This window comes from Thermostichus sp. OS-CIW-31 (genome assembly GCF_054060305.1).
On record NZ_JBSSDA010000017.1, the window covers coordinates 19501 to 42531 of the forward strand.

Here is a 23031-nt window from a genome sequence, read left to right on the forward strand (position 1 = left end):
CCAAAACGGCCAGCGTCCGGGATGCGATATATGCTGACCCGCCCCTCCAATTCTGAACCTGCAGCTCTAGTGAATGAGGCGGCGCACCGCCCGAAGCAGCTCCGCGGGGGGAGGAGAGTTGGGATCCCAGCGAATTTCCAACTCAGGTGAGTCTTTGAGCACTTGAGGAGGGCCGGGCGAGGTGTGCAGGATGGCCACACAGCGCAAATTGCCCCGGTCTCGACAAAACTCGTGCCAGAGAGGGATAGCCTCGGGATCCCGGCTGACCACCAGGTAGTGGGAGCAGGCTTCCAGGATCGGCTGCTTTTGCGGATCCACCTTGCCGCCCACATCCACAATCACCAAACTCTTTTGCCGGCGCAAAGCCAGAATGGCCTGGGCATGGAAGCCAAAAAACTCAGGGGTTGAACGGCCCCGGTACCGCTGCTTGAGGGCTTCGGCCTGTTCTAGGGGTAAGTCCAGAGTCCAATTGCCTTCCCCATCCCAATGGGCCCGTTGCAGATAAATATCGGGATGCTCCGGCAGCAGAGCTTCGAAGAGGGCGCGGGCAAGACGGCTTTTGCCACTGTCGGGGGGGCCCACCACCATCACCGCCGCTGCCAATTCTGTTCGCGTCAGCGGGCCGTAGGCCTTGCCCGGCCTTCCCTGCACCCAGGGGATGACCTGGCCCACCCGCACTTCGGGGGTATGGCTGGAGACCACCACCGCGCCCAAGCGTGGGTCATAACAGGCCACCCAACGGGTGAAGTGGCACTCATGCACCAGCCAGCCATACAGCCAAATGGGGGCCCGCCCCGTCAGAACCACCCCCAACTGGGCATTGATCCCGGCAGGCAGCTGAAGCTGAGCCAAATCCTCTGGAAAAACCAGGCGATCCGGTCGGGTCAGCTCAATTTCGATGACCTGAAAAGACAGTTCCGAAGAATGGGATCTTCGAGGGTCCAAGGACTCCGTCCCGCTGGCGCGAAAGGACTCCGTCCCGCTGGCGCGAGCGGCCAGACAACCGGAAAGCAAATGCAGTGCCACAGCAGCCATGGGCAGATTTGACGAGACAGGTTGACTTCAGTATGGAAGAGATTGGAAGTGGAAGGTTCCAACTCATGTCAGAGTGGTCAGGCTCTCACTTGCGCCTTGCTCCAAGAAAACCCCTGGCCTGGAGTGCCATCAACTGGTTGACCTAAGAACCGAGGGAACTGTCGGATGAGCGGATTTGAGCTGCCTTTGACGGTAGAGGTGTTGCGCTGGCTGGCCGGCGGTCAGTTGGCCGAGCGCCTGGAGCGGGCCGTGCGCCTGTGGGTACTGCTCCACTGCCTCTATGGCGAAAACCGCTGGCCAGACCTGCCGGAAACCTTTGGCTACACCCACATCCGGGATCGCTTGCTTTCACCACGGCACCCCAAGCAGGATCTGGCACAAGGGATCCCTTCACCCTGTCCTGATGTTGACTGCATTTGCTGGAAACCCTTGAGGTTTTGGCTGAAGGATCCCAACCTATTGGCCGCCTTAAAAGCAGAAGTTCCGGATCTGGAAACGCTGCTAGCTGCCCGACCCTTTCACAAGACCCATCGCACACTGCGCAAAGAGCTGGATTACCTGGCTGCCCGGGGTTGGCTGCAACAAATTCAGGCCAACTCTAGGCGGAGAGATAATTTTCGCTGCCGTGCGCCGGGGGATCGTCCCCAACTGCCCGTATCTTCATCGGCTTTGACCTTATCGGGCCATCAACTGGAACAGATCTATCACATCCTCAGCGATGTGGCCTTTGTACATCCAGATGTGCAGGTTTTGCTGGATGAAATCTGGGAAAATCAAAGGACTCCGTCCCGCTGGCGCGAAAGGACTCCGTCCCGCTGGCGCGATCAGCACTCGCAGCGGCGGCTTTTTGTCTGGTTTGAGTACATCCTCTCGGACGAACAGCAAGAACGGGTGGACGAATATCAAAACCAGCTGGAAGCCTTTTGGGCCAACCCAGAAGCAGGGGTGATCGGTTTTGACTACGCCACCCGCCAACATGGGATCCGGCGTATTCTCACCTATCCGGTCTGCCTGTTTTATGCCCGCCGCGCCAAGTATCTGGCAGCCTTTGGCCAGCTCCCCACCCCCGAAGGATCCCTGGGCTGGCACAATTTTCGGCTGGATCGGATCCAGTCTGAGCGCCTGGCGGTGATTCCCTGGGACGCTCCTTCCATTCCGCCAGAGCTGGCAACCCGCAAACGGCAGAGGAAGCTGCCCAGCCCAGAGGAAGTCCAAGCAGCATGGGAAGAAGCCTGGGGATCCGATTTTTACTTGCCCAAGGCTTTGTTGATTCTCCGGTTTTCCCCGGAGTTTGCCCGTCGCTATGTGGAAAGCACAGTGCGACATCCCACCTTCCAGCCCATTGCCTACGAGCGGATCCCGGCTTTGGTGCAGCAGGCAGTGGCGGATGCGCGGGAGCGCGAACAGATTTTGAACATTGTCCGGCAAAGACCAGCCAGCGACCGGTACTTCCGCGCCTGGGTACGGGTGGGAGATACCAATTTCACCATGCGCCTGCGGGATTGGCGGCCCAACGGCGAGGTGATCGCTCCCCCGGCCTACCGGGAACAGATGGCTCGGGAAGCCCAGGCAGAGCTGCAGTTTTATCGCCCCGACCTGAAGCTTTCTTGACCTGCCTGCCCATGACCACCCTCTACCTAACCGAGCCGGGGACTGTGGTTCACTGCCAAAACCAAACCCTGCTCATTCGCCGCCGTGGTCAAGAGCAGCTTTGCCGCCTTGCGGAGGTGGAGCTGGTGGTGGTGTTGCCCGGGATCCAATTGACCAGCGCAGCTTTGGCCCAACTGCTGGATCGAGGCATCGAAACCATTTTTTTGCGTGCGGATGGCGGTTTTCGCGGTCGCCTGCAGGGATCCTTCTCCACCAACTCTGAGATCCGTCTGGCCCAGTATCAGCGGGCCTACTCCCCCTGGGGGCTGAGGTGGGCCAAGGTGATTGTGCGCGGCAAGATTCGCAACCAACGGGCAATTCTACAACTGCACAACCGGGCTACCCGCGGCCAAATTGCCCCCTTACAGGAGGGTATTGATGTTATCGCCGCCTACCTGCAACAGTTGGATCGCTCCGTGTTCGAATGCCCACTGGACACTGCAGAGTTGGAAAACAAGCTGGAACAGTCGTGGTTGCCCCTGCTGAATCTCAAGGAAGACAGTCTGCGGGCCTACCCTTTGGATGCCGCGGCCAAGAAGCAGGCCAAAGTCTTCGGGGGGCCTCCCCCCTATGAGCCGCCGGACTACCTGATCTTCTGAGGCTCCACCGGGCCGAAATTGTAAAGTTTTGTGCGCGATCTGTCGGGGCGAGCCATCACCAGCCTGACTCTGCCGGCACAAGATTTTAAGGGAAACTTTAGATCTTTTGCCCCGATTGGCCCAAAAACGTGACATAATGGCCGTAGCAAGCTCAATTTCCCCGCTTGCGCTTGGCCGCGAGGACAATGTTAATATCTGTGTCGAGGAATCTCCGTACTCCCTCGCGAACGCACCTTGAAAACCTCATGAATTCAGGCTTTTCCGAGGGTAGGGATGGTTGATCCCTACCTTTTCCCCGCAAGGGGACGGAAACCTAACTTTAGGATACGTGTTTGGCCTTTGATAATTTTCTGAGGTTGATCCCTACCTTTTCCCCGCAAGGGGACGGAAACGCCTTCCGGATCCGCTCCTTCGCTGCACGGTCGAGTTCACGGTTGATCCCTACCTTTTTCCCGCAAGGGGACGGAAACCTCCACAGACACGTCCCTACAAACCGCGGTGAACAACCGGTAATGTTGATCCCTACCTTTTCCCCGCAAGGGGACGGAAACGTCAGGGACTTGACGTAATCAACTTCGTCCCAAATAGTTGATCCCTACCTTTTCCCCGCAAGGGGACGGAAACCAGGTGTGTAAACCTGGGTGCGTTTGGGGAGAGGTTAGTTATTCGTTGATCCCTACCTTTTCCCCGCAAGGGGACGGAAACACGGGGTCCCAACTTTCGAGGTCGGTGAGCCAGTCCATAGGGTTGATCCCTACCTTTTCCCCGCAAGGGGACGGAAACCGTAGGCGCATACTCCCTTGAACGAGGTACGAAAGCACCTGTTGATCCCTACCTTTTCCCCGCAAGGGGACGGAAACGTATGCAGTTAGTTACGTACTCTGGATTCCTTCTGAGGTAGTTGATCCCTACCTTTTCCCCGCAAGGGGACGGAAACGGCTAGTTCACACTACTCTAGATCGCAGGTGAGGGAGGTTGATCCCTACCTTTTCCCCGCAAGGGGACGGAAACGTCAGCTCCCGGAGTACCGACTCTCGAATGGCCGCTGTTGATCCCTACCTTTTCCCCGCAAGGGGACGGAAACCGCAGGATTTGCTCTTTGGTGTAATACATAGTCAACCGTTGATCCCTACCTTTTCCCCGCAAGGGGACGGAAACTGCGTGTAATGCACCGCACTTGCTTTGGACAGAGCATAGTTGATCCCTACCTTTTCCCCGCAAGGGGACGGAAACCTGATACCAGTTAGGTTTTGGTCGTTGCGCACCATCGTGTTGATCCCTACCTTTTCCCCGCAAGGGGACGGAAACCTCTGCTGTAGTCTGACTCTATATATAAGGAGTGTCACGTTGATCCCTACCTTTTCCCCGCAAGGGGACGGAAACCACACCTGGATCTGTGCGGGCTTTATCTTGGCCGACAGGCTGGTTGATCCCTACCTTTTCCCCGCAAGGGGACGGAAACGGCACATGCCAGTCGTAGCGGTCCTCAATCATCCAGAAACCGTTGATCCCTACCTTTTCCCCGCAAGGGGACGGAAACATTGTGCAGTATGGATACTGCACCGGAGGGATAGGACCGTTAGTTGATCCCTACCTTTTCCCCGCAAGGGGACGGAAACCCTTTGTAAATATTGAGCTCAGTCTGGAGCGAGACCCAGTTGATCCCTACCTTTTCCCCGCAAGGGGACGGAAACTTGTCCAGGACTCCGACTTCCTCTAGGTACCACCCGTCGTTGATCCCTACCTTTTCCCCGCAAGGGGACGGAAACGACAGCCGGACTACTGACCGATGCCAATATGGCGTCGACCATTGATCCGTTGATCCCTACCTTTTCCCCGCAAGGGGACGGAAACCTAGTCATCTGGGCATCTCTAGTGTTGTAGAAGTCAAAGTTGATCCCTACCTTTTCCCCGCAAGGGGACGGAAACTAGAGAGAAGCGAGTAATGAGCAAAGAGAAGTGAGGTTGATCTCTACCTTCTCCCTGCAAGAGCATGCCTCTAACCCCCAAAACCCTGAACTTTGCTGAATTTACTGAGCTTTAGGCGGTTTGGCAAAAGTCATTGAGAGGGATATAGTAGACCAAGTTTCCCCCTGATCCTTGAGTCCACCGCAACGGTTGCCGGGAAGTGAAGGGGGAAAGCGCTCGGGGGGTATTCCTCAGGGCTTTGCGGGATACCGCCTTCCTGCTCAGAGATAGGCAGGATGCGATCGCTTCTTTCCTGAACCATGTTCAGGAGAGTTCAGCGTGAATGTATCAGGCTCAACAAAGTACCTCAAGTCATCTAGGGAAGACTGCTCGACGAGTAGTCCTGGGATCCAGACTGGAGAGAGCGGCGGGCCAGCTTGGCATAGGTCTTCACCGTCTCGTAGGGCATCTCCAAATCAGCGGCGATCTGTTGTAAGCTCTCTCCACCTTCGCGGCGGGCCAGGATCGTCGCCCACAGTTGGGCAGTTTTTTCGGCGCGGGATCCCCCTTGTCGTTGCCGCTGGCTGAGAAAGAGGGCGCTCAGCTCCTCGATCCGCTGGGCCACCTGCTCTTCCCGGGAAGGGACAGGGGAGGCGGGTAGCTCTTCGGCCAACCAACCCAGGCGGGTTTGCCCTAGCCCAAAGGGGGTTTTGTGGCCGGTGCCGCAGTAGGGGGCAAGGTGGATCAGGGCTTGGAGCTGCTGCTGCAACAGCTCAGGCGCACGGGAGGAGACAGCCAACTGCACACAGCCGATGAATCCCGTCACGGATCCCTGGCGACCTGCGGTGGTTTTGACCGATTCCAGACGGTGCCGCTGGATGATCACTTCCCCATCCACCCAATCCAGAAAAGGCTCCGCCTCGATGGGCAGACCGGAAAAATCGTTCCAACGGCGCAGATAGCTGTGGAACAGGTTGCGAGGGATCGGCAGCGGCAGATGGTGGCCCCGGTGGCGAAAGCTGGTGGGCGAGACGAAGGAAAGGCTCCAGGAGCGGGGGGAAAGAGGCTGCTCCAACAGTTGACGATAGGTGCGCGGGGGGATCGAGATCTGCCATCCCAGGATCTGCAGCGGGGATCCCCGCAATTCCAGCCAGGTGGGCAGCCGTTGGCACCACCCTCGCAGCCACTCCACCACCGGCGGGTTGAGGCCGGTGATCCACCAGCGGAAGGGGAGATGAGGCGGGATCAGCGGTCGCCCCCCCTGCTCGCGGAACGGCCCCATCAGCCGGGAGAGGGTAAAAGGTTTCTCCGATTCTCCATCGTGCAAATAGGCCGATAGCTGCGGGTCTGTCTCTTGCACCTGGCTCAAGAACCAGGCGTGCAGCCCTTTGGCATAGTGGGGATCCAGCAGGTAAGACCGAGGAGCCTGAACTTCCAAGGTGATCCCCACCAACTCGGATCCCGTCGGCCACTTGCCGTTCGCTTCTCTATCAGCAGATGGCTCTGAGAAACTCAGCATAGGCACAGCCCATTCCCAGTCCACAGCAACAATCAACACAAAACCCAACTTTCCATTGAGAAAATTTTAGAAGGGATCCCTTCTTATTGGGTTTACTCTCGAATTGCCCGTTGTACAGGCAGAAAAAATCTCACAATCTGAAGAAAGCCTTGAAATCGTCTGCAACCCATCGCACTCGATCTATACTGCTAGCAAGCTAGAGGACTGAAAACCATGAGGCGAGAGCGTTTATCGGATATGGCTGAAACAATCGGTAACCTCAATGGCATCTCTCGGCTTGATTCGATTGGTTACCCACCCAACCGGCAAACCCTTTTTTGAAGGGCTTTGGTCTTCCGCGAAGGATTAAAAATCGAGGCCAATTGCCCCCAGCCTTTAGGGATCTGTCCGTCGCAGCCGATGGAAGCCCTGTCCAAGACTTGTCTTCCTTTTTCGCATTTCGCAGGTGCTGCTCATGACCCCTACTTCTGCTCCCTCTCCCGTTCCTGTTGCCTTGGCCTGGTGCCTGGCGTGGGGAGAACAGCGGGATCCCCAGTTTGCCCTGGAGACCTTGCAGCAGATGCGGGCCGCCGTTCGCGCCGACAACGAGGCCGGGATCCCAGAAGAGCTACGGCCCATTTTGGCTCAGGTGCGCCAATTTCAGGAGAGCATGGCGGCGAAGACCTTTCCCAGAACCCCGGCGGAGCTGCAATCCCGCTACCCGGAGCTGTGGCAGCAGACAACCCGCATCGGCTTGGTTTACGGGGGGGCCACCAAGATCAAGAGCTATGTCTTCGAGTCGGCCAAGCTGTCGGAAATCCGCGGGGCCTCCGCTTTGTTGGATCGCATTAACCTAGTGGATCTGCCCGCCTTTTTCGGGGATCCCGAGCAAACCTACCTGGGATGGGAAGGTTTGGGGAAAGAGTCTCAAGCAGAGCTGAGGGCCTATGTGGCCGAGCAGATCCGGCCTTGGCTGCAGCAGCACTACCCGGCTTTGGCGCAAGCCCTGATCCCGGAGCTCATCATCTACTCCACCGGGGGCAATCTCCTGGCCTTTTGCCCGGCGGCCCATGTGGACGATCTCTGTGAGGCCATCGAGCGGCGCTACACCGAAGAAACCCTCACCGCTAACGCCTGCGCCGTGGGATCCGCCTTTCGGCTGCTGGAACTGCGCTACGGCCTGTTGCGGGATCCCATCGAACGCACCCCCTGGCTGGATTGGCTGGCGCAACACAAAACCCATCCCCTGGTGAGAGCCTATTTTGGGGATGGCAGCGAAGCCAGATTTCAAGACCGCAAAAGTTTCAACGAGTTGGTGGGTTACCTGGCCGCCCGCTTCAACCACCGCCGCAACGGCAATCCGGATCCCGGTCGCCCCAGCCGCGCCCATCCCGCCTTTTTTGAAACCCATCCCTACCTGCGCCGCGACAGCACCGACCGTCGCCCTGCCATCGCCAAAGCCGACCTGGTCGATCAGCCCTGGCTCTCGGAAGCCACCGCTCGCAAAGCCCTGGTGGGTCGCCAGGCCAAGCGCATTGAAACAGGCAAGCAAGGGTGGTTCCGCAAGTTCCCCACCTGGGATCCCGGCTTTGTGGAAAGCTGGGTAACGCGATTTGCCCGCTTTCTCAACTCTCCCGCCGGCGAGCCCTACCGGGAGCGCTATTTGCAGCCCCATCAGGGATCTGTCCAGGGGATCGGCGAGGCCCAATCTCTACGGGAAGTGGCCAACGCCAGCCTGGGCAGCCAGGGCTTTGTGGCTTACCTTTACGCCGATGGCAACGACATGGGGGGCTATGTGCAGCAGATCCAAACCCCAGAAGCCTACCGACAATTTAGCCGGGATGTTTCCGAGGCAACGGAAAAAGCCGTTTACCACGCCCTCGCCCAGCACCTGCAGGCCCATCGGCTGCACGGCCTATCCCCAGATCCGGAAACCGGCAGAGACCGCAACGGCGAGTGGATCCACCCCTTCGAGATCCTGACCATCGGCGGAGACGATGTGTTGGTGGTGGTGCCTGCCCACAAAGCCCTGGAAATTGCCGCCACCTTCTGTGAGCAGTTTGAGCAGCTCCTGCTGGACACCTCGGCAACCTATGCAGCTCAATCTTCCGGCAAGGTGCCTCACCGCTACCCGGCGGCAGATCGGAAGCTCTGTCGGCTCTCCGCCTCGGTGGGGGTGCTGATCGCCTCGGAAGACACCCCCATTTACTACGCCGAAAAGCTCACCGAACAACTGTTGAAATCCGCCAAGAGCTACGCGAAAAAGCTGAAGCCCAAAGACAAGGACTGCTCTGTGGCCACCATCGACTTTCTCTCGTTGAAGTCGGTCGCCCTGGTTGTCTCCAGCATCCAGGATTTTCGTCGGGAAGCTCTGGAGATCCGCCAGAACAGCCACACCCTCAAGCTCTACGCCGGCCCCTATACCGTCCCGGAAATCCACGGGTTGCTGAGAACGGTACAAGCCCTGCAGGAGGCCAATTTTCCTCGCTCCCAGCTTTATCAGATTCGCAGCTTCTTGGAAAAAGGCAAACGCACCGCCACCCTCAACTATCTCTATTTCCGCAGCCGCCTGGGCAAAAAGGGGCAGCCGCTGATGGAGGCTTTTGAGCGCACCTGGTGCAAGGCCAAAACCAACGACGGCCACCTTCCCCCCTGGATGTATGTTGAGCCACAGGTATCCTCGTCAACGCCAACCTATGAAACCATCTGGCGGGATCTGGTGGATTTGTACGCCTTTGTGCAAAAACAGCCCCAGGCCGAGGGTCGGCCCGTTCTGGCGGAGGTGGAGTGATGGTGAGACTGGCAGAGCTGCCCCAAGCGGGGCGAACGATCACCTCTATCCCTTTGAGGGCCACCCTCGCCTCTGCCCTGGCGGTGGGAGCCGGCGGCTCCAGCGGCTCCCTGGCGGATAAGCCCCTGCTCAAAGATGCCTTTGGCAGGCTGATCATTCCCGGCTCCCAACTGAAGGGGCGGCTGCGCCACGAGTGCGAGAAACTGGCCCGTGGCCTGGGCTGGGCCATTTGCCGCTCTCCCGACCCAGAGCGCATGTGTCCGCAGCGGGAGGGCAGCGCAGGAAATTTCCACCGCCCCGAATACCAGGTGGAGGGCTACGCCGGATCCCATTGTCTGGTCTGCCAGATATTCGGCAATCCGGCCCTGCCTGCCCGCCTGTGGGTGGAGGATCTCGTCTGCGAGGTGCCGCCAGCAGCTCTGGAACCAACCCTTCGCCCTGGGGTCACCCTCAACCGCCGCCGCCGCACCGCCGAGGATCAGCGGCTCTACCTCATTGAGACCTCTCCCGCGGCTGAGCTGACTTTTTCCGGATCCCTGCAGCTTTTGCCCGATTGCCCTTCCTGGGGCAAAACTCTCCTGTTGGCGGCCCTGCACCACCTGATCGCGCTGGGGGGCAGCAAATCCGCAGGTTTGGGCTGGCTGCACTGGGATCCTGGATCCCTGCAGGCTCTCCAGCCCACCGCAGCCGATTGGGCTTTCTTGGCCCAGGGAGGGAGCTGATGGAAGCCATTCAACTCACCCTAACGGCTCAGTCTCCCTTGGCCATCGGTCGGCAAAAGCCGGGCGGCTCCATCAGCGAGGCCCAGGATTACATTCCCGGCAGCGTGATTCGCGGTGCTCTGGCCGACCTCATGCTCAGCCAAACCCAACATCGCCCTGCCGAGGCGCTGCAAGGAGATTTGGCCGCCCTGTTTACGGCAGCTCGGCCTGCTGTGTTTACCCACGCCTATCCGGGATCCGGCAGCAAGGTCTTGCCGGCCACGGCCTTCAGCTCGAAAAACAATCCCGGCTTCCGCTCAGAGGCGGGCAAAACGGGGGTGTTCGACACGCTCCTGGATCGCTTCTGCTCACAGCGGCTGGGAATCCCGTTCGATCCCACAGAGCCGGACGGTTCCGGGGGAAGAGTGGAGCCCTTCGGGGGGTTCTACAGCCAGCAGGAGTCTGACCTGGGGCCCCGCTACGAACGAGCTGCTGTGTCCAAACGCCTGCTCACGCGGGTGGGGATCAACCGTCGCCGCGCCACTGCTGCCGACCAAATCCTCTACAGCCTAGAGGTGATGAACGAGGGCAAAGCCCGCCCCAATGGGCATCTGGAGCGCTCCCTTTTCAGCGGCTACATCTACCTGCGGGATCCCAAGCTGGCCGAGACCCTCACCCGCTACCTCAACGCCCACGCCCACCTGCTGCGCTTGGGAGGAGGGGTGTCGCGGGGATTGGGCCGGGTCAACGTCACGGCTCGGCGTCTGGCTGCTCCCCGGCCTTCCCTGGCCCAGCGGGTGGAAGCCTTCAACCAAAAGCTGCGGCAGCGCTGGCAACAATGGCAGGTGTTCGGGGATCCCTGGCAGCCCCTTCCGCCGGAGCGGCAGTATTTCTCCATTGGGCTGCAGTCGGGGGCCATTCTCAAAGAGCGCTGGCAACGCACCACCGTGCTCACCCCCCAGATGCTCCAGGAAGAGGCCAACTGCGAAGATGGATCCCTGGCTTTGGAGCTGGCCTTCAGCAGCTACGCCTATGTCTCCGGCTGGAACGCTGCCTGGGGTCTGTTCAAAGATGTAGAATTGGTAACCACGCAGGGCAGCGTCTTTCTGCTGAGCACCACGCAACTGGAGCGTTGGATCCCGATTTTGGCGGAGATGGAATACTGGGGGATTGGCGAACGCACTGCTGAAGGATTCGGCCAAATCGAAGTTTGCAGTCCGTTCCATCATCATTTCTGGGAGAACCCGCTATGACCTTCGCCACCAGCGAGATCACATCGGAACAAGAGCTCAAGATCCAACGGCAAATCCGGCTGGCCGAAGATGATCTGGTCGCCAGAATTCAAGCCGCCTTGGATAACTTCAGAGGTCTCAACAGATTGGAAGAGGCCCAATATCGCAACCTATTGCACGTGGCAGCTTCCACCGAAAGCTCAGAGGTGATCAAGAACTTTTTGCGCTACCAGGTGGGGCGCGATGACAAGTGGGGGCGGGGCAAAGACTCTTTGGCAGAAGCCATCATCAAAGACATCGACAACTGGATTCATCAAAGGGCTATAGCCATCGCCAGGGAAGCCGGAATTGAAAGAGCATCCCCCAAAGTCAACGAGATCAAAATTGACTTGATTCGGCGCTACCTGGGCTATGGGGCCCGCTACCTCAAGTACAAGCGAGAGGGAGGAGGATCCTAGACCGTGACCTACAGCAGTTTTACCCTTGAGAGAGCCATTTCGACCTTTCAGCTCAGGTCAAGAATCATCCATGGCCTGTTTGCAGAGGTTCCACCGACTGAGTGCTCCGATTACTTGAAAATAACCCTAGATCGCTATCTCGGCTTGGCCACCTCGGTCAACAGCGAAAAAGCCCGCTCCGAGTTTATCATCGCCCCTGTGCTGGGAGAGGTGAAGTACCTATGTCGGGATCAAATCTCGCTGTTTTCCGGCAAGGAATTCAACGTGGATCCCGAGAGGGGGTTGGTGGGCCTATGCGACTACATCATTTGCCTATCCCCTCTCCAACTCTACATTCAAGATCCGGTGGTGATTATCGTTGAGGCCAAAAAAGAAGACTTGATCGGGGGTCTGGGCCAGTGCGTTGCCGGTATGGTGGGGGCACAGGTCTTTAACAAGAACTCCAATTCTCAAGTAGACAGTGTCTATGGAGCAGTAACCTCAGGAACCAACTGGCGATTTGCAAAACTCGAGGGTGACCAACTCTTTATCGATGACAGGGAGTACTTTATCTCAGAAATTGCTCAGATCCTAGGGATCCTCTTGAGTTTTATTAAGGGCTCCGTCTCGCTTCGGGAATGGCAAACCTCTGCAGTACAAGCCTTAACTTGAGCAGCCATTTGAGGGAACAATGTTCGACGTTTTCAAAAACCGCTTGGAAATCACCGGCACCCTCACCACCGTGACCGCTCTGCACATCGGGGTGGGCCGCTCCACCGAACCCATCGGCTCGGATTTGCCGGTTCTCAAGGATGCGCTGGGCCGTCCGCTCATTCCCGGCTCCAGTTTGAAGGGGGCGATGCGCTCTCGCCTGGAAAGTTTCTTGCGGGGCATCAACCCAGAGCTGGCCAGGGATCCCGGCGAATTGACCAGCAGCGAGCAATTTCAGATCATCAACCAAATTAAAAATGACTACAAAGGGGACGATGCGGCTCTGACTCAAAAGCTCATTGAGGCCACCGACTGGGTCTCGCAGGTGTTTGGATCCCCTTGGTTGGCCGGCAAGGTGCAGATCCGAGATTTGCCCGTGGTGCCGGAAGCCTGGTTTGGCCAGTACCAAGAGCGGGATGGCGTGGCCATCGATCGGGATACGGAAACGGCGGCAGATGGCAAGCTGTACGACTTGCAAGTGGTGCCTGCCAGCACCCCCTTCCGGTTTCATGCCGTCGTCGAAAATGCCGAGGAATGGGAACTGGGCCTCTTGGCCATTGGCTTGCACCAATTGGAAACGGAACAGATCCCCCTGGGAGGGGGGCGCTCCCGTGGCTTGGGGGTTGTCCGCCTGCAGATCTCGGCAATCTATTGGTTCGACTCGGAAGGGGATCCAAGACGGCTGCTGGCCTACCTTCAAGAGCTGGTGGCCGGATCCCGACAGCCGCTCAGCCCGGAGCAGGCTGCCGCTTTGCGCCAAGACTGGGTGGAAGCCCTGGTTGCCAAATTAACAACGGCCTCTCAACGGCAATCGGTCGGCCCCCGCCGCTAGCCCTATTTCATGTCAGGAGGGATCCCGATGGTCTTCATGGACTCTACAACGGTTGGCGATACGGTCAGCGTTTTCCACCCCTATCGGTTGACAAACTGGACAGACTGCTTGCCGCCCCAAGCCCCTCAACCAAAAGCTCCTGTTCTGGTGTGAAGGATCCCAGGCTATGCACAAACGCTACGTTAACCATTGCACCCTCTGCCTCACCCTCAAGCCCGATGGCCCTGTTCTCATCAAGGCGGGCAAAGAAGGGGCTGACCCGACGAAGCCGGATATGGAGTTCGTCGAAACCTATCACGGCGGCGGGCGAACGGTCTATTTTCCCGGCAGCTCCCTCAAAGGGGCAATTCGCGCCCATGCGGAGCGCATCGTCCGAACGGTGGGCAGCGACAGACGTCCTGAGGGGGGAGGCTTCAAACTCTGGGCCAGCGATCCCCTCGACCAAAAGGTCAATCAATGGCTGGAAAAAATTGAAGAGCCCCACCAGGTTTACGCCCTTTCTTCCTTTACGGATCAGATGTTCGGCAACACAGCCATCGCCAGCCGGGTCCGCATCGAAGATGCCTATCCCAAGCCGGGAACCCCTCTGCGCCTGGAGGAACGTAATGGGGTGGCCATCGACCGCGTCTTCGGCTCAGTGGCGGTGGGGCCGTTCAGCTATCAAGTGTGCGTAGAGGGATCCTTTCAAACCAAGATCCACCTGAAAAACTTTACCCTGGCCCAACTGGGTCTGCTGGGACTGGCGTTGCGGGATCTGGATGAAGGCTGGTTTGGCATCGGCTTTGCCAAGTCCCGCGGCATGGGCACCGTTCGGGTTGAGTACGAGTGGGCGGTGGTGGACTATCCGGGCTGCCTGGTGGATGAGGCAAACAAGCAGATTCGACTGCTGGGATCCCCCCTGACCTGGCCACAGGGATCCCTGTTGGGGGCGGGCGAATTTTTAACCCCCGAAGAGGCAGGCAAATACGGCTTCCCCAAACCCGATTGCCAAGCGGTGCCGGTGGGAGCGGAGCCAATGCCTTTGGGATTTGGGGCGCGGCTGACCTGGGATCAGACGTCTGAGGCCAAGGTGGAACATCTGCTCGCCACCGCCGTAAACAGTTGGGCCAAACTCCTGCAAGCGGAGGCCAAAGCCGTATGAAACCAGCCTACGTCGCCTCCCTCAAGATTCAAGATGGGGCAGAGTCCTCGCTTTCCCAAGTGCTCTCGGCTTGTTTTTCCACTTCTGAAAAAACCTACTCCTTTCTGCGCTGGCCCCATCGAGTCAGCGGCATTCAGGTGGGGATCCCGGCGGATCCCGTCTGTCCAGAGGGGCAAGTTTTCTCCCAACAAGGGGAACTGCGCTGGAAAAGCACCCCCCACGGCTGGGATCTGCTGTATCTGGGGATCCAAGCTCCCTCGGACTCCTTTATCCCTCTGCCGGGAGAGTGGCGGTGGGAGGATCACGCAGCCGACCTGTACGGATCCCAAAATCGAGAAACCCGCTTTCCCAAGCCCCTCAGCCATCCCCAAGATCTCAAGGTGGGCCAGCGCTACTTCCGAGATGAGCGAACTGCCCGCGTTCACTTTATTGCCCTGATTCCGAGGTGACCATGACCCCCCAAGGCCCTCGCCCATTGCCCAACCAGGCCGCATCTGCAAGATCGTCTGCCGGCAACAGCAGTCGAGGTGGAGGCAAACCAACCGTGTTTCCCAGTGGAGGCAAACCAACCGTGTTTCCCAAACCCTACGAGCTGATCCCGTTTCCCACCCAGCGCCCCACGCTGGAGCGGCCCGCCGGCCACGCCCAGTTCCATCCCGATAGGTTGCACGGCACCCTCTTCCTCACCCTAACGGTGCAGACTGCCGTCCACATCTCCACCGGCCACTTGGCCTTGGGCAGCGATGTCGGGGTGAAAGGGATCCCGGTGCTCAAAACCATGACCACCACTCCCAACGGAAGGCTTAAAATCCAGGGCAGCTCCCTCAAGGGGGCCATCCGGGCCATGTACGAGGCGATCACCAACAGCACCCTTGCGGTGATGACGAGCCGGTACAAAAATCAGATCCCCCCGGAGCGGCACCCCTGCCGCAACAAGGAGCAGCTTTGTCCGGCCAGCCGCGTTTTCGGTGCCCTGAACTGGCAGGGATTGGTGGAGTTCAGGGATGCCATTGCCACCAGTGCCGGATCCGGCGGCGGATCCCTGCCCCCCCTGTACCGTCCACGCCCGGATCAGTGCAAAGCTTATTTTCAGAGGGAAAACGGCAGAGTCATCGGGCGCAAGTTCTACTACACCCACAGAAACGCGTTGCAGAACAGTTCAAGGGGAACGCCCACCCAGCAAGCGATACAAAACACAGTTTTCAAAACCCAAATCCACTTCAAAAACCTCACCCCTGCCGAGCTGGGCACCTTGCTCACGGTTTTGGGGCAGGATCCCAACCATCCCATGCTGCTGAAGGTGGGGGGCGGTAAGCCCGTGGGCCTGGGATCCCTGCAGGTCACCCTCGACAAGATCGAGCGGCCCGGCAACCTAAAAGATCGCTACAGCCGCTACGATCCCCCAGAAGCCGATACCCTGGAAGGAAAACGCCTCCAAGCCTTTGTGCAAGAGCAAATTGGAGCTGCCCAGGGCTACATCTTGCCCGAACAACTCAAGCGATTGGCCGCCATCCTGAGTCCCACTGCTCTGCGCGAGCCGCCCACCGGAGTGTACTGAGGGTTCCCCCATGCTGTCAGACACTGTCGATCTCAGCCCCCAATCTTGGGATCTCGCCCACGGCATCGCCCTGACCTTGGCCAAGGAAAGGGTGGATGTCAACGAGTTGAGCAAATGCGTCGCCTATCTGCGCTCGGTTGCCCATCACCCTGACGCGGGATCCCGCTTTTTCCGATTCACCGGCGAGCTGGTGCGGGAAAATGGCCTATGCCGTACCCAACAAACCAGAAGGTACCATCAGCTCATTGACGAAACCTGCAAAAGGTACTTGCAACCTCTGCAAGACAGGCCGGCGGAGATGCTGCAGATCCTGGGCTGGGCAGCCCGGCTGGCTCGCTACTACAAGGATGGAGGGATCCCCATTGGCGAGATTTCACCACCTCAGGGATCCCAACCCAACGACAACTCCGGTTGCAAGGACTCCGTTCCCCAAGGGGCGGGAAACAAATCCCAGGACGACAGACAACAACAAAACCATCAACACCAACAAGACCAGGCCCAGCATCAGGCCCGCAAAGCCCGCTTCCAGACCGGGCAAAAGCTGAAGGCCACCATCACCAACATCAAGGGCAACGAAGTCACCTTCCAGATTCTGGACACAGACACCAAGCTCACCCAGAAGGAGCCCAAACAGGCGGGATCCCTCTCGGTGGGGCAAGAGGTGCAGGTGGAAGTTCTGGATCTAAAGGAAGATGGCAGAATCCGCAAGGCCAAGCTGCTCTGGGCGCAAAGCGGAACAGAGCCCTCGAAAAGTTTGAGTTAACCGCCTATCATGCAGACCATCATCATGACTGTGGGCACCTCCTTGCTCACCAACCTTGACAAAGACCTGCAGCCGCAGCGCCCCTGGGTGGGACAAAAAAACATCGGGGATCCCCAGCGTGCTCTGGCCTGGATGAAAGAAGCAGACCTGGAATTGATCAGCGCCGAAACCAACACCTACTTGCGGCTGGATCCCACCTCGAATGATGCCTTGATTTTGCTGCACTCAGAAACCCCCGACGGATTGGAGTGTGCCCAGATTTTGAAGCTCTTTTTTGAGCAAGAGCTGGGTCAGCAGCAGGTCTCTTTGGTTCCCCTTCCCGGCATCAACTACGAGCTAGAGGGATCCTCACTGGAGCGGATGGCCGAGCTGTTGAAACAGTTGGCAGAGAGCGCCAGGGGGATCGTCACCTTTGCCGCTACCGGCGGGTTTAAAGCCCAAGCCATGATCATGGCCGTGGTGGGCAGCCAATTGGGGGTCCCGGTTTGCTACATCCATGAGCAATACAAATCCCTGGTCTACTTGCCCTACCTACAGCCGCAAGTTCAGCCCCGGATCCCACGGGCAGATCTCCCCGATTCAGGCCGAGATCGCTCCCAGATCATCCAAATCCGAAGCGATGCCAGCCATCACCGACCCCGCAGTTGGGCCAAAGTGGAAAGACTCCTGCGAGACATTCCCTGGGTGGATCTGGTTCGATACGATCCACACGCCTACGCTGCCCCCAAAAACAGCGTCAAAGCCTCAAACCGCAAAACCGAAGATGGCCGCCACATTCTGTGGATCCACCTCCACGAGAGCCAGGACACCCACCTCGCTGTCAGAGTAGAAACCACCGGCTACACCCCCGAGCACCTAGAGCTGGCTGCCACCGAATTGCGGCAACGCTTGGGCCGTCTGCTTTGAGTGTTTCCATTAATTCCACTTCCCCGAAGGGAAGCGACTCCCGCCGATTATAACCCTTGCCCAGAGCGGGATCCAGGGGCCTAGATCGACAGGGTCTCGTTTAAGGACTCCGTCCCGCTGGCGCGAAAGGACTCCGTCCCGCTGGCGCGAACGGCTGCAATTTCCCCTTATTTTTCTCCGCCGAGGGGCCTGAAACCCTTGCCCAGAGCGGGATCGACCGGGTCAACGGAAGAATCAGGGTTTGAGGCTTGTCGCCGACCCTGTCGCTAACCATGTTGGTGTAGAAATTAACATGGATCCCTGTGTGGAGGTTGCTGGGGAGCTGCTCCTGAGACGCTGAAGTAGGGGGCCAATGGGGCGAAAAAAGGACTCCGTCCCGCTGGCGCGATGAGAGGCTAGGGAGCAACGACATAGCGATCTTGGGAGAGGCGCTCGTTACCCCGATACACGCTCACCTGCAAATGCTGGGGATCCAGCCGGTGCCCCTCTACACGGATGGGTGGGATCCTCAGGGCGTGGCGGGATCCCCGTCCCAGCACGGACACAATCAGGTTTGGGCCGCGGATCTGAACTCGTACGCGCACCGGCCAGGGGAAAGGGTTGCGCAGCTTGAGGTCGGCCAAGCCGTACCAAACGGTGGCATCTAAGCCAGGGGGCACCGACTCTACCTGCCGGTAATGGGGGTGCCTCTCCACCACCTCCAGCCCTGCCAACAGAGCGGCATTGTAAAGGCTAGAGGACACCTGACAGATTCCTCCCCCAACCGAATCCAGGGTTTCGGCCACCATAAACACCGGCGCGGGCACATAGCCTCGTTCCAGGCTGCGCGGCCCCACCACTTGGTTGAAGGAAAAAATCACTTCTGCCTGTTCCTGTGAGCGTGTCGCAGGCATGATGTAAACTCCATCCAGGCTTTGGACGGCTCGGCGAATGTTGTGGAGTTGAGAAGGAGTGCGCTCCTGCAAAGAAGTAACGTATTGGCTTAGGGTTGTTGGCGTGGGATCCGTCCACCACAAGGCCAGAAGGGCCAGTAGCGCCCCCACCAGCACAGCCAACCTCCGCAGGTCAACCCTTCCTCTCACCTCACACCTTGCCCGTCAGAAGGGGTTTCAAGGACTCCGTCCGAGTAGCGCGAGCGGGCAGTTGGCGGGAGCCGGTCGCGACCAGCAGCTCTTGGGCGCGGGTACCTGCCGGCAACGTGCGGGATGGGCGTAGGGCCACCAGAGCAGAGCCTTGGGCATCCACCTGAAAGTCACCACAGTGGAGGAACTCGCCATTATCCAGCTTGAGCCAGAGGGAGTAGCGCTCCCCCGCCACCGGTTGGGGCAGATCCCGTGCGGCCAAGATAACCTCCTGCCAGTCTCCTGGGCGAAACAGCACATTGGCCGTCCCCACCTCCCCCTGCAAATGCACCAGACGGGATCCCGGCTGTTGCAAGAGATGGGATAATGCCCGCACCGATTCTAGCTGGGCCAGTTGCAGTGCTTGCCGCAGTCGCCAGTTGTCTAAGCTGAGCAGAACCAAAATTGCCGCCACCAAGCCTCCCAGCCAGCGCCACCCCACCCCAAAAGCAGGCAGTGGAGAGTGAAGGGGGATGGCCATCTCCTGTTCGCGCAAGCCCATAGCCCCCACCTCTGCCATCACCTGGTCGCGCAAGCTGGCAGGCGGGAGTACTCCTGGCAATCCGTAGGGCAACAATTCCAAGGTTTCTTGCAAGGCTTGCAGTTCGGCCACCAGCCGAGGGTCTTGAGTTAGGCGTGCCTCTAGAGCACTCGCCTGCTCGGGAGACAAGTCCCCCAGCAGATAGCCGGCCAGTTCTTCCCGTTCCTCTGTTAAAGGGGGCGAGGTGGATAAGGACTCCGTCCCGCCGACGCGATAGGACTCCGTCCCGCTGACGCGATCAGACATGGCCATCCCGACACCAGAACTCAACTCCAAACCTAGGACTCCGTCCCGCTAACGCGAAAGGACGCGGTCCCGCTAACGCGAGCAGAAACCCAGAAGGGCGCGCAGGGATCCCCGCAATTTGCAGAGGGCTTGGCGAGAGCGGGTCTTAACCGTCCCCAACGGGATCCCCAATTGGCGAGCAATGTCCGCCTGGCTCAACCCTTGGTAATAGAGCAACTCCAGGATCTGCCGTTGGTTTTCGGGCAATTGGCTGAGGGCCGCTTGCACCGCTTGCCGCCGCTCCTCGATGGAAACCTGCTCAAAAGGGAACCGAGTCTTGCTATCGGCGCTGAGAATGGTCTGCCAGCGTTTCAAAAGAAGTTGGTGGCTGCCCTGAGAACGCAGACGGTCAATGGCCCGCGAGCGGGTCAGGATGCACAAAAAACTGCTCAGGGATCCCCGCCGCTCGCGCGACTCGGACGGAGTCCTTGGATCACAGCCAACCTTGCGCCACAGCTCGACAAACACCTCCTGAGTCAGGTCTTCTGCCTCGGCCACGTGGCCCAGGATCTTGAAGGCCAGCCCATAGACCAAGCCGGCATAGCGATCGTAGAGCGCAGCCAGAGCAGCAGGTTGCCCCGCCTTGAGCGCTTCCATCAGCTCCCAATCGGCGCGGGATGACCAATCTCTCACCCGCTCACGCCAGCGGGACGGAGTCCCTGGTTGCTCACCCATGCTACACCCAGTTTCGCCCCACACAACTAGAGGATAAACCTGCCCGATCGCGCCAGCGGGACGGAGTCCTTAAGTCTACCCCCTCAGCCACGACGGGCCGCCCATTCCAGGCTGAGCAAGGCTGTGTTCACCAGCAAGGCCAGGGATCCCACCGCCAGGGATCCGGCCCAGATCTTGTCGTAGCGACCGGCCTGGGCAATGCCATCGAACAGCAGGGTTCCCAGTCCCCCTGCCCCAAACTTGGCGCCCACGGTGGCAATGGCAATGGCCACAATTGCCGCCAGCCGCAGCCCTGCCAAAACAATGGGCAGCATGAGCGGCACCTGCACCTGCCACCACCGTTGCCAGAGGTTCATCCCCATGCCCTTGGCAGCTTCCAGGATGGCAGGCTCGACCGAGCGCAGGCCCACGCAAAAATGGCGCACCAAGATCACCTGCGTGTAGATCACCATCGCCACCACCACCGAGCGGGCATTGAGGCCAAGCCAGGGCACCAACAAAATGATCAAAGCCAGGCTGGGCACTGTGTACAGGATGCTGAGGATCCCCATGACCGGCAGGGCCAACCAGCGCACGTGGTGAACCAGCAGAGCCAGCGGCACCGCCAGCACCACCGCCATGCCCAAGGTCATCCCCACCATCGCCAGATGCTCTTGGGTGAGCTGCCACATCAGGCCGGGGTGGTTGAGGAGATAGCTCACGCGGATCCCCCCTCCAGCATGGCCAAGCTGCGAATGTGATCCAAGGTCAAAACGCCGATGGCCCGCCCGTCTTCCCACACCGTCAGGGCTGCCGCCCCTGTGCGCAACAGCAGGGACAAGGCTTGCCGCAAAGTGGCCTGGGGCCTCACCATCGCTCCCTCTTGGATTTTGTGGTTGTGAGGGATCCGGGCCATCGCCGTTTCTACCCGCAGCACACTCAACTGCCGCACCATGTCATCTGCCCCCAGCAGTTCCCTGACAAAGGGAGTAGCCGGTTGGGTGAGCAGCCGAAAGGGAGTATCGAACTGCACCACCCGCCCCTTCTGCATCACCAAAATGCGATCCGCCAGGCGCAGCGCCTCCTCCACATCGTGGGAGACGAACAGGATGGTTTTTTTCAATTGCCGTTGCAGGCGCAGGATCTCCTCTTGCAGCTTGCTGCGGGTAATGGCATCGATGGCCCCAAAGGGCTCGTCCATCAGCAGCAGCCCTGGATCCCCGGCCAGCGCCCGAGCCAGACCGACCCGCTGTTGTTGTCCACCCGACAGTTGGGCAGGGTAGCGGTGGCGGTACTCGTGGGGGGGCAAATTAACCAAGCTGAGCAGCTCGTCCACCCGCTCGCGGATGCGCTCCTTCGGCCACCCCAAAAGTCGCGGCACTACCGCCACATTCTGGGCCACCGTCATGTGGGGAAACAGCCCCGATTGCTGGATAACATAGCCGATCCGCTGCCGCAGAGCCGTGATGGGAAACTGGCGGATATCCCGCCCGTCCAAGCGAATCTGCCCCTGGGTGGGATCCAGCAAGCGATTCACCATTTTCAGAAGGGTGGTTTTGCCGCAGCCAGAAGGCCCCAAAATGACCACCAACTGGCCCGATTCTATGGAAAAACTGCACTCCTCCACAGCCGGCTGGGAACTGTGGGGAAAGCGCAGCGATACCCGCTCGAACTCGACGGTGCTCACCTCAGGGTCTCATGCAACAGGCAAGGTTATTTCTTGAGAATGCCGGCTTCCACCAAGAAAGTTCTGGCCACCTCCGCCGGCTCCTTGCGGTTGCCGCTCACCTCGTAGTTCAACCGCTGCATCACCTCGTCCGTCAGCAGGGGGGAAAGGGCATTTAAGGCAGCGGCAATGCCGGGGTTGGCCTCTAGGGTGTCCTTGCGCACCACCGGCGCCACCTGGTAGGGGGGGAAAAGCTGCTTGTCATCCTCCAGCAGCACCAGGTCAAAGGCGGCAATTTCTCCATCGGTGCCGAAGGCCACTGCCACATCCGCTTCCCCATTGACCAAGCCCTGGTAGCGGAGGCCGGGATCCACTGCTTTGTAGGCCTTGAGCCGGAAATTACCGTAGACGGCTTGGATCCCAGGTAGGCCATCCTCGCGGGCTTGAAACTCCGGCGGCCCGATCATCACCAGCTCGCCCGCTTTGGCCACCATGTCCGAGATGGTGGCAATGCCCAGCTCAGCCGCTCTGGCGCGGGTCATGGCCAGGGCCTGGGTGTTGTTCAGGGGGGCGGGATCCAGCCAAATCAGTTGGAACTGGCTCTCGTACTCGCGGGCCACCGTCGCGTACACCTCTGCCGGGTCGCCGCTGCTGGGCAACTTGAGCACTGTCAGCAGGCCAGTGCCGGTGTACTCGGGGTAGAGATCGATCTCGCCGCTCAACAAGCCCGCATGGGCTACCGGTGTTCCGCCCAGGTTGAGCTTGCGCTCCACCGTGAACCCTGCCGCCTCCAGGGCTAAGGCGTACATTTCCCCCAAAATAAACTGCTCGGTAAAGTCCTTGGAGCCGAAGGTAATGGGCTTGGCGAGGCCCCCTAAGGACTCCGTCCCGCTGGCGCGATGGGGAGTGAGAACAAGAGCTGCCAGCCCCGACAGGGCCAGCAAAGCCAAGCGACGAGTGGTTTTCAGCATAGGCAAGGGGAGAAGGGATCCCAGGCTAATG

Annotated in this window: 21 protein-coding genes and 1 CRISPR repeat array; of the genes, 13 read left to right on the plus strand and 8 right to left on the minus strand. The window is 59.4% G+C overall.

Annotated elements, in window-relative coordinates:
• Positions 1 to 66: 66 nt before the first annotated feature.
• Positions 67 to 1035 (minus strand): CRISPR-associated ring nuclease Crn3/Csx3, encoded by a 969-nt coding sequence (gene crn3 / locus ACVWY9_RS10430; protein WP_457388296.1) that lies wholly within the window; start codon positions 1033 to 1035, stop codon positions 67 to 69.
• Between the two features lie 165 nt (positions 1036 to 1200).
• On the opposite strand from crn3, the gene ACVWY9_RS10435 reads away from it, so the two are divergent.
• Positions 1201 to 2646 carry a TIGR03985 family CRISPR-associated protein gene (locus tag ACVWY9_RS10435; RefSeq protein WP_457388297.1) on the plus strand — a complete coding sequence of 482 codons (1446 nt, stop codon included), beginning with the start codon at positions 1201 to 1203 and terminating at the stop codon, positions 2644 to 2646.
• An 11-nt stretch (positions 2647 to 2657) separates the two neighbouring features.
• Positions 2658 to 3284 carry a CRISPR-associated endonuclease Cas1 gene (gene cas1, locus ACVWY9_RS10440; protein ID WP_457388323.1) on the plus strand — a complete coding sequence of 209 codons (627 nt, stop codon included), beginning with the start codon at positions 2658 to 2660 and terminating at the stop codon, positions 3282 to 3284.
• A 276-nt stretch (positions 3285 to 3560) separates the two neighbouring features.
• A CRISPR array of direct repeats spans positions 3561 to 5213; the repeat unit is 37 nt; unit sequence GTTGATCCCTACCTTTTCCCCGCAAGGGGACGGAAAC.
• A 355-nt stretch (positions 5214 to 5568) separates the two neighbouring features.
• Here cas1 and cas6 read toward each other — a convergent pair.
• Positions 5569 to 6711, minus strand: a complete 1143-nt coding sequence (cas6, locus tag ACVWY9_RS10445; RefSeq protein ID WP_041437102.1) for a CRISPR-associated endoribonuclease Cas6 — start codon at positions 6709 to 6711, stop codon at positions 5569 to 5571.
• A gap of 559 nt (positions 6712 to 7270) precedes the next feature.
• Between cas6 and cas10 the strand changes: the two genes are divergently transcribed.
• The 11 genes from cas10 to ACVWY9_RS10500 all read left to right on the plus strand — a co-directional run bounded on the left by cas10 (position 7271) and on the right by ACVWY9_RS10500 (position 17762).
• Positions 7271 to 9481, plus strand: a complete 2211-nt coding sequence (cas10, locus tag ACVWY9_RS10450) for a type III-B CRISPR-associated protein Cas10/Cmr2 (RefSeq protein WP_011432244.1) — start codon at positions 7271 to 7273, stop codon at positions 9479 to 9481.
• Positions 9481 to 10203, plus strand: coding sequence for an RAMP superfamily CRISPR-associated protein (locus tag ACVWY9_RS10455; RefSeq protein ID WP_011432243.1), 723 nt, complete (start codon positions 9481 to 9483; stop codon positions 10201 to 10203). Before cas10 ends, ACVWY9_RS10455 begins: the two co-directional genes overlap by 1 nt.
• Positions 10203 to 11435, plus strand: a complete 1233-nt coding sequence (gene csx10 / locus ACVWY9_RS10460; protein WP_457388298.1) for a type III-D CRISPR-associated RAMP protein Csx10 — start codon at positions 10203 to 10205, stop codon at positions 11433 to 11435. Before ACVWY9_RS10455 ends, csx10 begins: the two co-directional genes overlap by 1 nt.
• Positions 11432 to 11872 (plus strand): hypothetical protein, encoded by a 441-nt coding sequence (locus tag ACVWY9_RS10465; protein WP_414344023.1) that lies wholly within the window; start codon positions 11432 to 11434, stop codon positions 11870 to 11872. The genes csx10 and ACVWY9_RS10465 overlap by 4 nt, the downstream gene beginning before the upstream one ends.
• Before the next feature lie 3 nt (positions 11873 to 11875).
• Positions 11876 to 12523, plus strand: coding sequence for a hypothetical protein (locus ACVWY9_RS10470; protein WP_414329367.1), 648 nt, complete (start codon positions 11876 to 11878; stop codon positions 12521 to 12523).
• 19 nt (positions 12524 to 12542) lie between these two features.
• A complete protein-coding gene (csx7, locus tag ACVWY9_RS10475) occupies positions 12543 to 13394 on the plus strand; it encodes a type III CRISPR-associated RAMP protein Csx7 (protein ID WP_011432239.1) in 852 nt (283 codons plus the stop codon).
• A gap of 166 nt (positions 13395 to 13560) precedes the next feature.
• Positions 13561 to 14535, plus strand: coding sequence for an RAMP superfamily CRISPR-associated protein (locus ACVWY9_RS10480; RefSeq protein ID WP_457388299.1), 975 nt, complete (start codon positions 13561 to 13563; stop codon positions 14533 to 14535).
• Positions 14532 to 14984, plus strand: a complete 453-nt coding sequence (locus ACVWY9_RS10485) for a hypothetical protein (RefSeq protein WP_457388300.1) — start codon at positions 14532 to 14534, stop codon at positions 14982 to 14984. The genes ACVWY9_RS10480 and ACVWY9_RS10485 overlap by 4 nt, the downstream gene beginning before the upstream one ends.
• Positions 14985 to 15106: 122 nt before the next feature.
• On the plus strand, positions 15107 to 16093 hold the full coding sequence (locus ACVWY9_RS10490) for an RAMP superfamily CRISPR-associated protein (protein WP_457388301.1): 987 nt from the start codon (positions 15107 to 15109) through the stop codon (positions 16091 to 16093).
• Between the two features lie 10 nt (positions 16094 to 16103).
• Complete coding sequence (locus tag ACVWY9_RS10495; RefSeq protein ID WP_457388302.1) at positions 16104 to 16856, plus strand: hypothetical protein; 753 nt, start codon at positions 16104 to 16106, stop codon at positions 16854 to 16856.
• Between the two features lie 9 nt (positions 16857 to 16865).
• Positions 16866 to 17762 carry a putative CRISPR-associated protein gene (locus tag ACVWY9_RS10500; protein WP_457388303.1) on the plus strand — a complete coding sequence of 299 codons (897 nt, stop codon included), beginning with the start codon at positions 16866 to 16868 and terminating at the stop codon, positions 17760 to 17762.
• Between the two features lie 395 nt (positions 17763 to 18157).
• Here ACVWY9_RS10500 and ACVWY9_RS10505 read toward each other — a convergent pair whose 3' ends face one another.
• The 6 genes from ACVWY9_RS10505 to ACVWY9_RS10530 all read right to left on the minus strand — a co-directional run bounded on the left by ACVWY9_RS10505 (position 18158) and on the right by ACVWY9_RS10530 (position 23000).
• Positions 18158 to 18844 (minus strand): VanW family protein, encoded by a 687-nt coding sequence (locus ACVWY9_RS10505; protein ID WP_457388304.1) that lies wholly within the window; start codon positions 18842 to 18844, stop codon positions 18158 to 18160.
• A gap of 1 nt (position 18845) precedes the next feature.
• The gene (locus ACVWY9_RS10510; RefSeq protein WP_457388305.1) at positions 18846 to 19670 is read right to left on the minus strand and encodes an anti-sigma factor domain-containing protein; all 825 of its coding nucleotides are present in this window, start codon (positions 19668 to 19670) and stop codon (positions 18846 to 18848) included.
• Positions 19671 to 19742: 72 nt separating this feature from the next.
• Entirely contained in the window at positions 19743 to 20384 is a 642-nt protein-coding gene (locus ACVWY9_RS10515) for a sigma-70 family RNA polymerase sigma factor (protein WP_457388306.1), read from the minus strand.
• 83 nt (positions 20385 to 20467) lie between these two features.
• A complete protein-coding gene (locus ACVWY9_RS10520; RefSeq protein WP_414344038.1) occupies positions 20468 to 21085 on the minus strand; it encodes an ABC transporter permease in 618 nt (205 codons plus the stop codon).
• On the minus strand, positions 21082 to 22050 hold the full coding sequence (locus ACVWY9_RS10525; RefSeq protein ID WP_457388307.1) for an ABC transporter ATP-binding protein: 969 nt from the start codon (positions 22048 to 22050) through the stop codon (positions 21082 to 21084). Before ACVWY9_RS10525 ends, ACVWY9_RS10520 begins: the two co-directional genes overlap by 4 nt.
• Positions 22051 to 22076: 26 nt before the next feature.
• On the minus strand, positions 22077 to 23000 hold the full coding sequence (locus ACVWY9_RS10530; RefSeq protein ID WP_457388308.1) for a glycine betaine ABC transporter substrate-binding protein: 924 nt from the start codon (positions 22998 to 23000) through the stop codon (positions 22077 to 22079).
• Positions 23001 to 23031: the final 31 nt, after the last annotated feature.

Coding starts and splice junctions, on each gene's coding strand:
- crn3 (WP_457388296.1), bottom strand. CDS start 1,035: ATGGCTGCTGTGGCACTGCATTTGCTTTCCGGTTGTCTGGCCGCTCGC.
- ACVWY9_RS10435 (WP_457388297.1), top strand. CDS start 1,201: ATGAGCGGATTTGAGCTGCCTTTGACGGTAGAGGTGTTGCGCTGGCTG.
- cas1 (WP_457388323.1), top strand. CDS start 2,658: ATGACCACCCTCTACCTAACCGAGCCGGGGACTGTGGTTCACTGCCAA.
- cas6 (WP_041437102.1), bottom strand. CDS start 6,711: ATGCTGAGTTTCTCAGAGCCATCTGCTGATAGAGAAGCGAACGGCAAG.
- cas10 (WP_011432244.1), top strand. CDS start 7,271: ATGCGGGCCGCCGTTCGCGCCGACAACGAGGCCGGGATCCCAGAAGAG.
- ACVWY9_RS10455 (WP_011432243.1), top strand. CDS start 9,481: ATGGTGAGACTGGCAGAGCTGCCCCAAGCGGGGCGAACGATCACCTCT.
- csx10 (WP_457388298.1), top strand. CDS start 10,203: ATGGAAGCCATTCAACTCACCCTAACGGCTCAGTCTCCCTTGGCCATC.
- ACVWY9_RS10465 (WP_414344023.1), top strand. CDS start 11,432: ATGACCTTCGCCACCAGCGAGATCACATCGGAACAAGAGCTCAAGATC.
- csx7 (WP_011432239.1), top strand. CDS start 12,543: ATGTTCGACGTTTTCAAAAACCGCTTGGAAATCACCGGCACCCTCACC.
- ACVWY9_RS10480 (WP_457388299.1), top strand. CDS start 13,561: ATGCACAAACGCTACGTTAACCATTGCACCCTCTGCCTCACCCTCAAG.
- ACVWY9_RS10485 (WP_457388300.1), top strand. CDS start 14,532: ATGAAACCAGCCTACGTCGCCTCCCTCAAGATTCAAGATGGGGCAGAG.
- ACVWY9_RS10495 (WP_457388302.1), top strand. CDS start 16,104: ATGCTGTCAGACACTGTCGATCTCAGCCCCCAATCTTGGGATCTCGCC.
- ACVWY9_RS10500 (WP_457388303.1), top strand. CDS start 16,866: ATGCAGACCATCATCATGACTGTGGGCACCTCCTTGCTCACCAACCTT.
- ACVWY9_RS10510 (WP_457388305.1), bottom strand. CDS start 19,670: ATGTCTGATCGCGTCAGCGGGACGGAGTCCTATCGCGTCGGCGGGACG.
- ACVWY9_RS10515 (WP_457388306.1), bottom strand. CDS start 20,384: ATGGGTGAGCAACCAGGGACTCCGTCCCGCTGGCGTGAGCGGGTGAGA.
- ACVWY9_RS10530 (WP_457388308.1), bottom strand. CDS start 23,000: ATGCTGAAAACCACTCGTCGCTTGGCTTTGCTGGCCCTGTCGGGGCTG.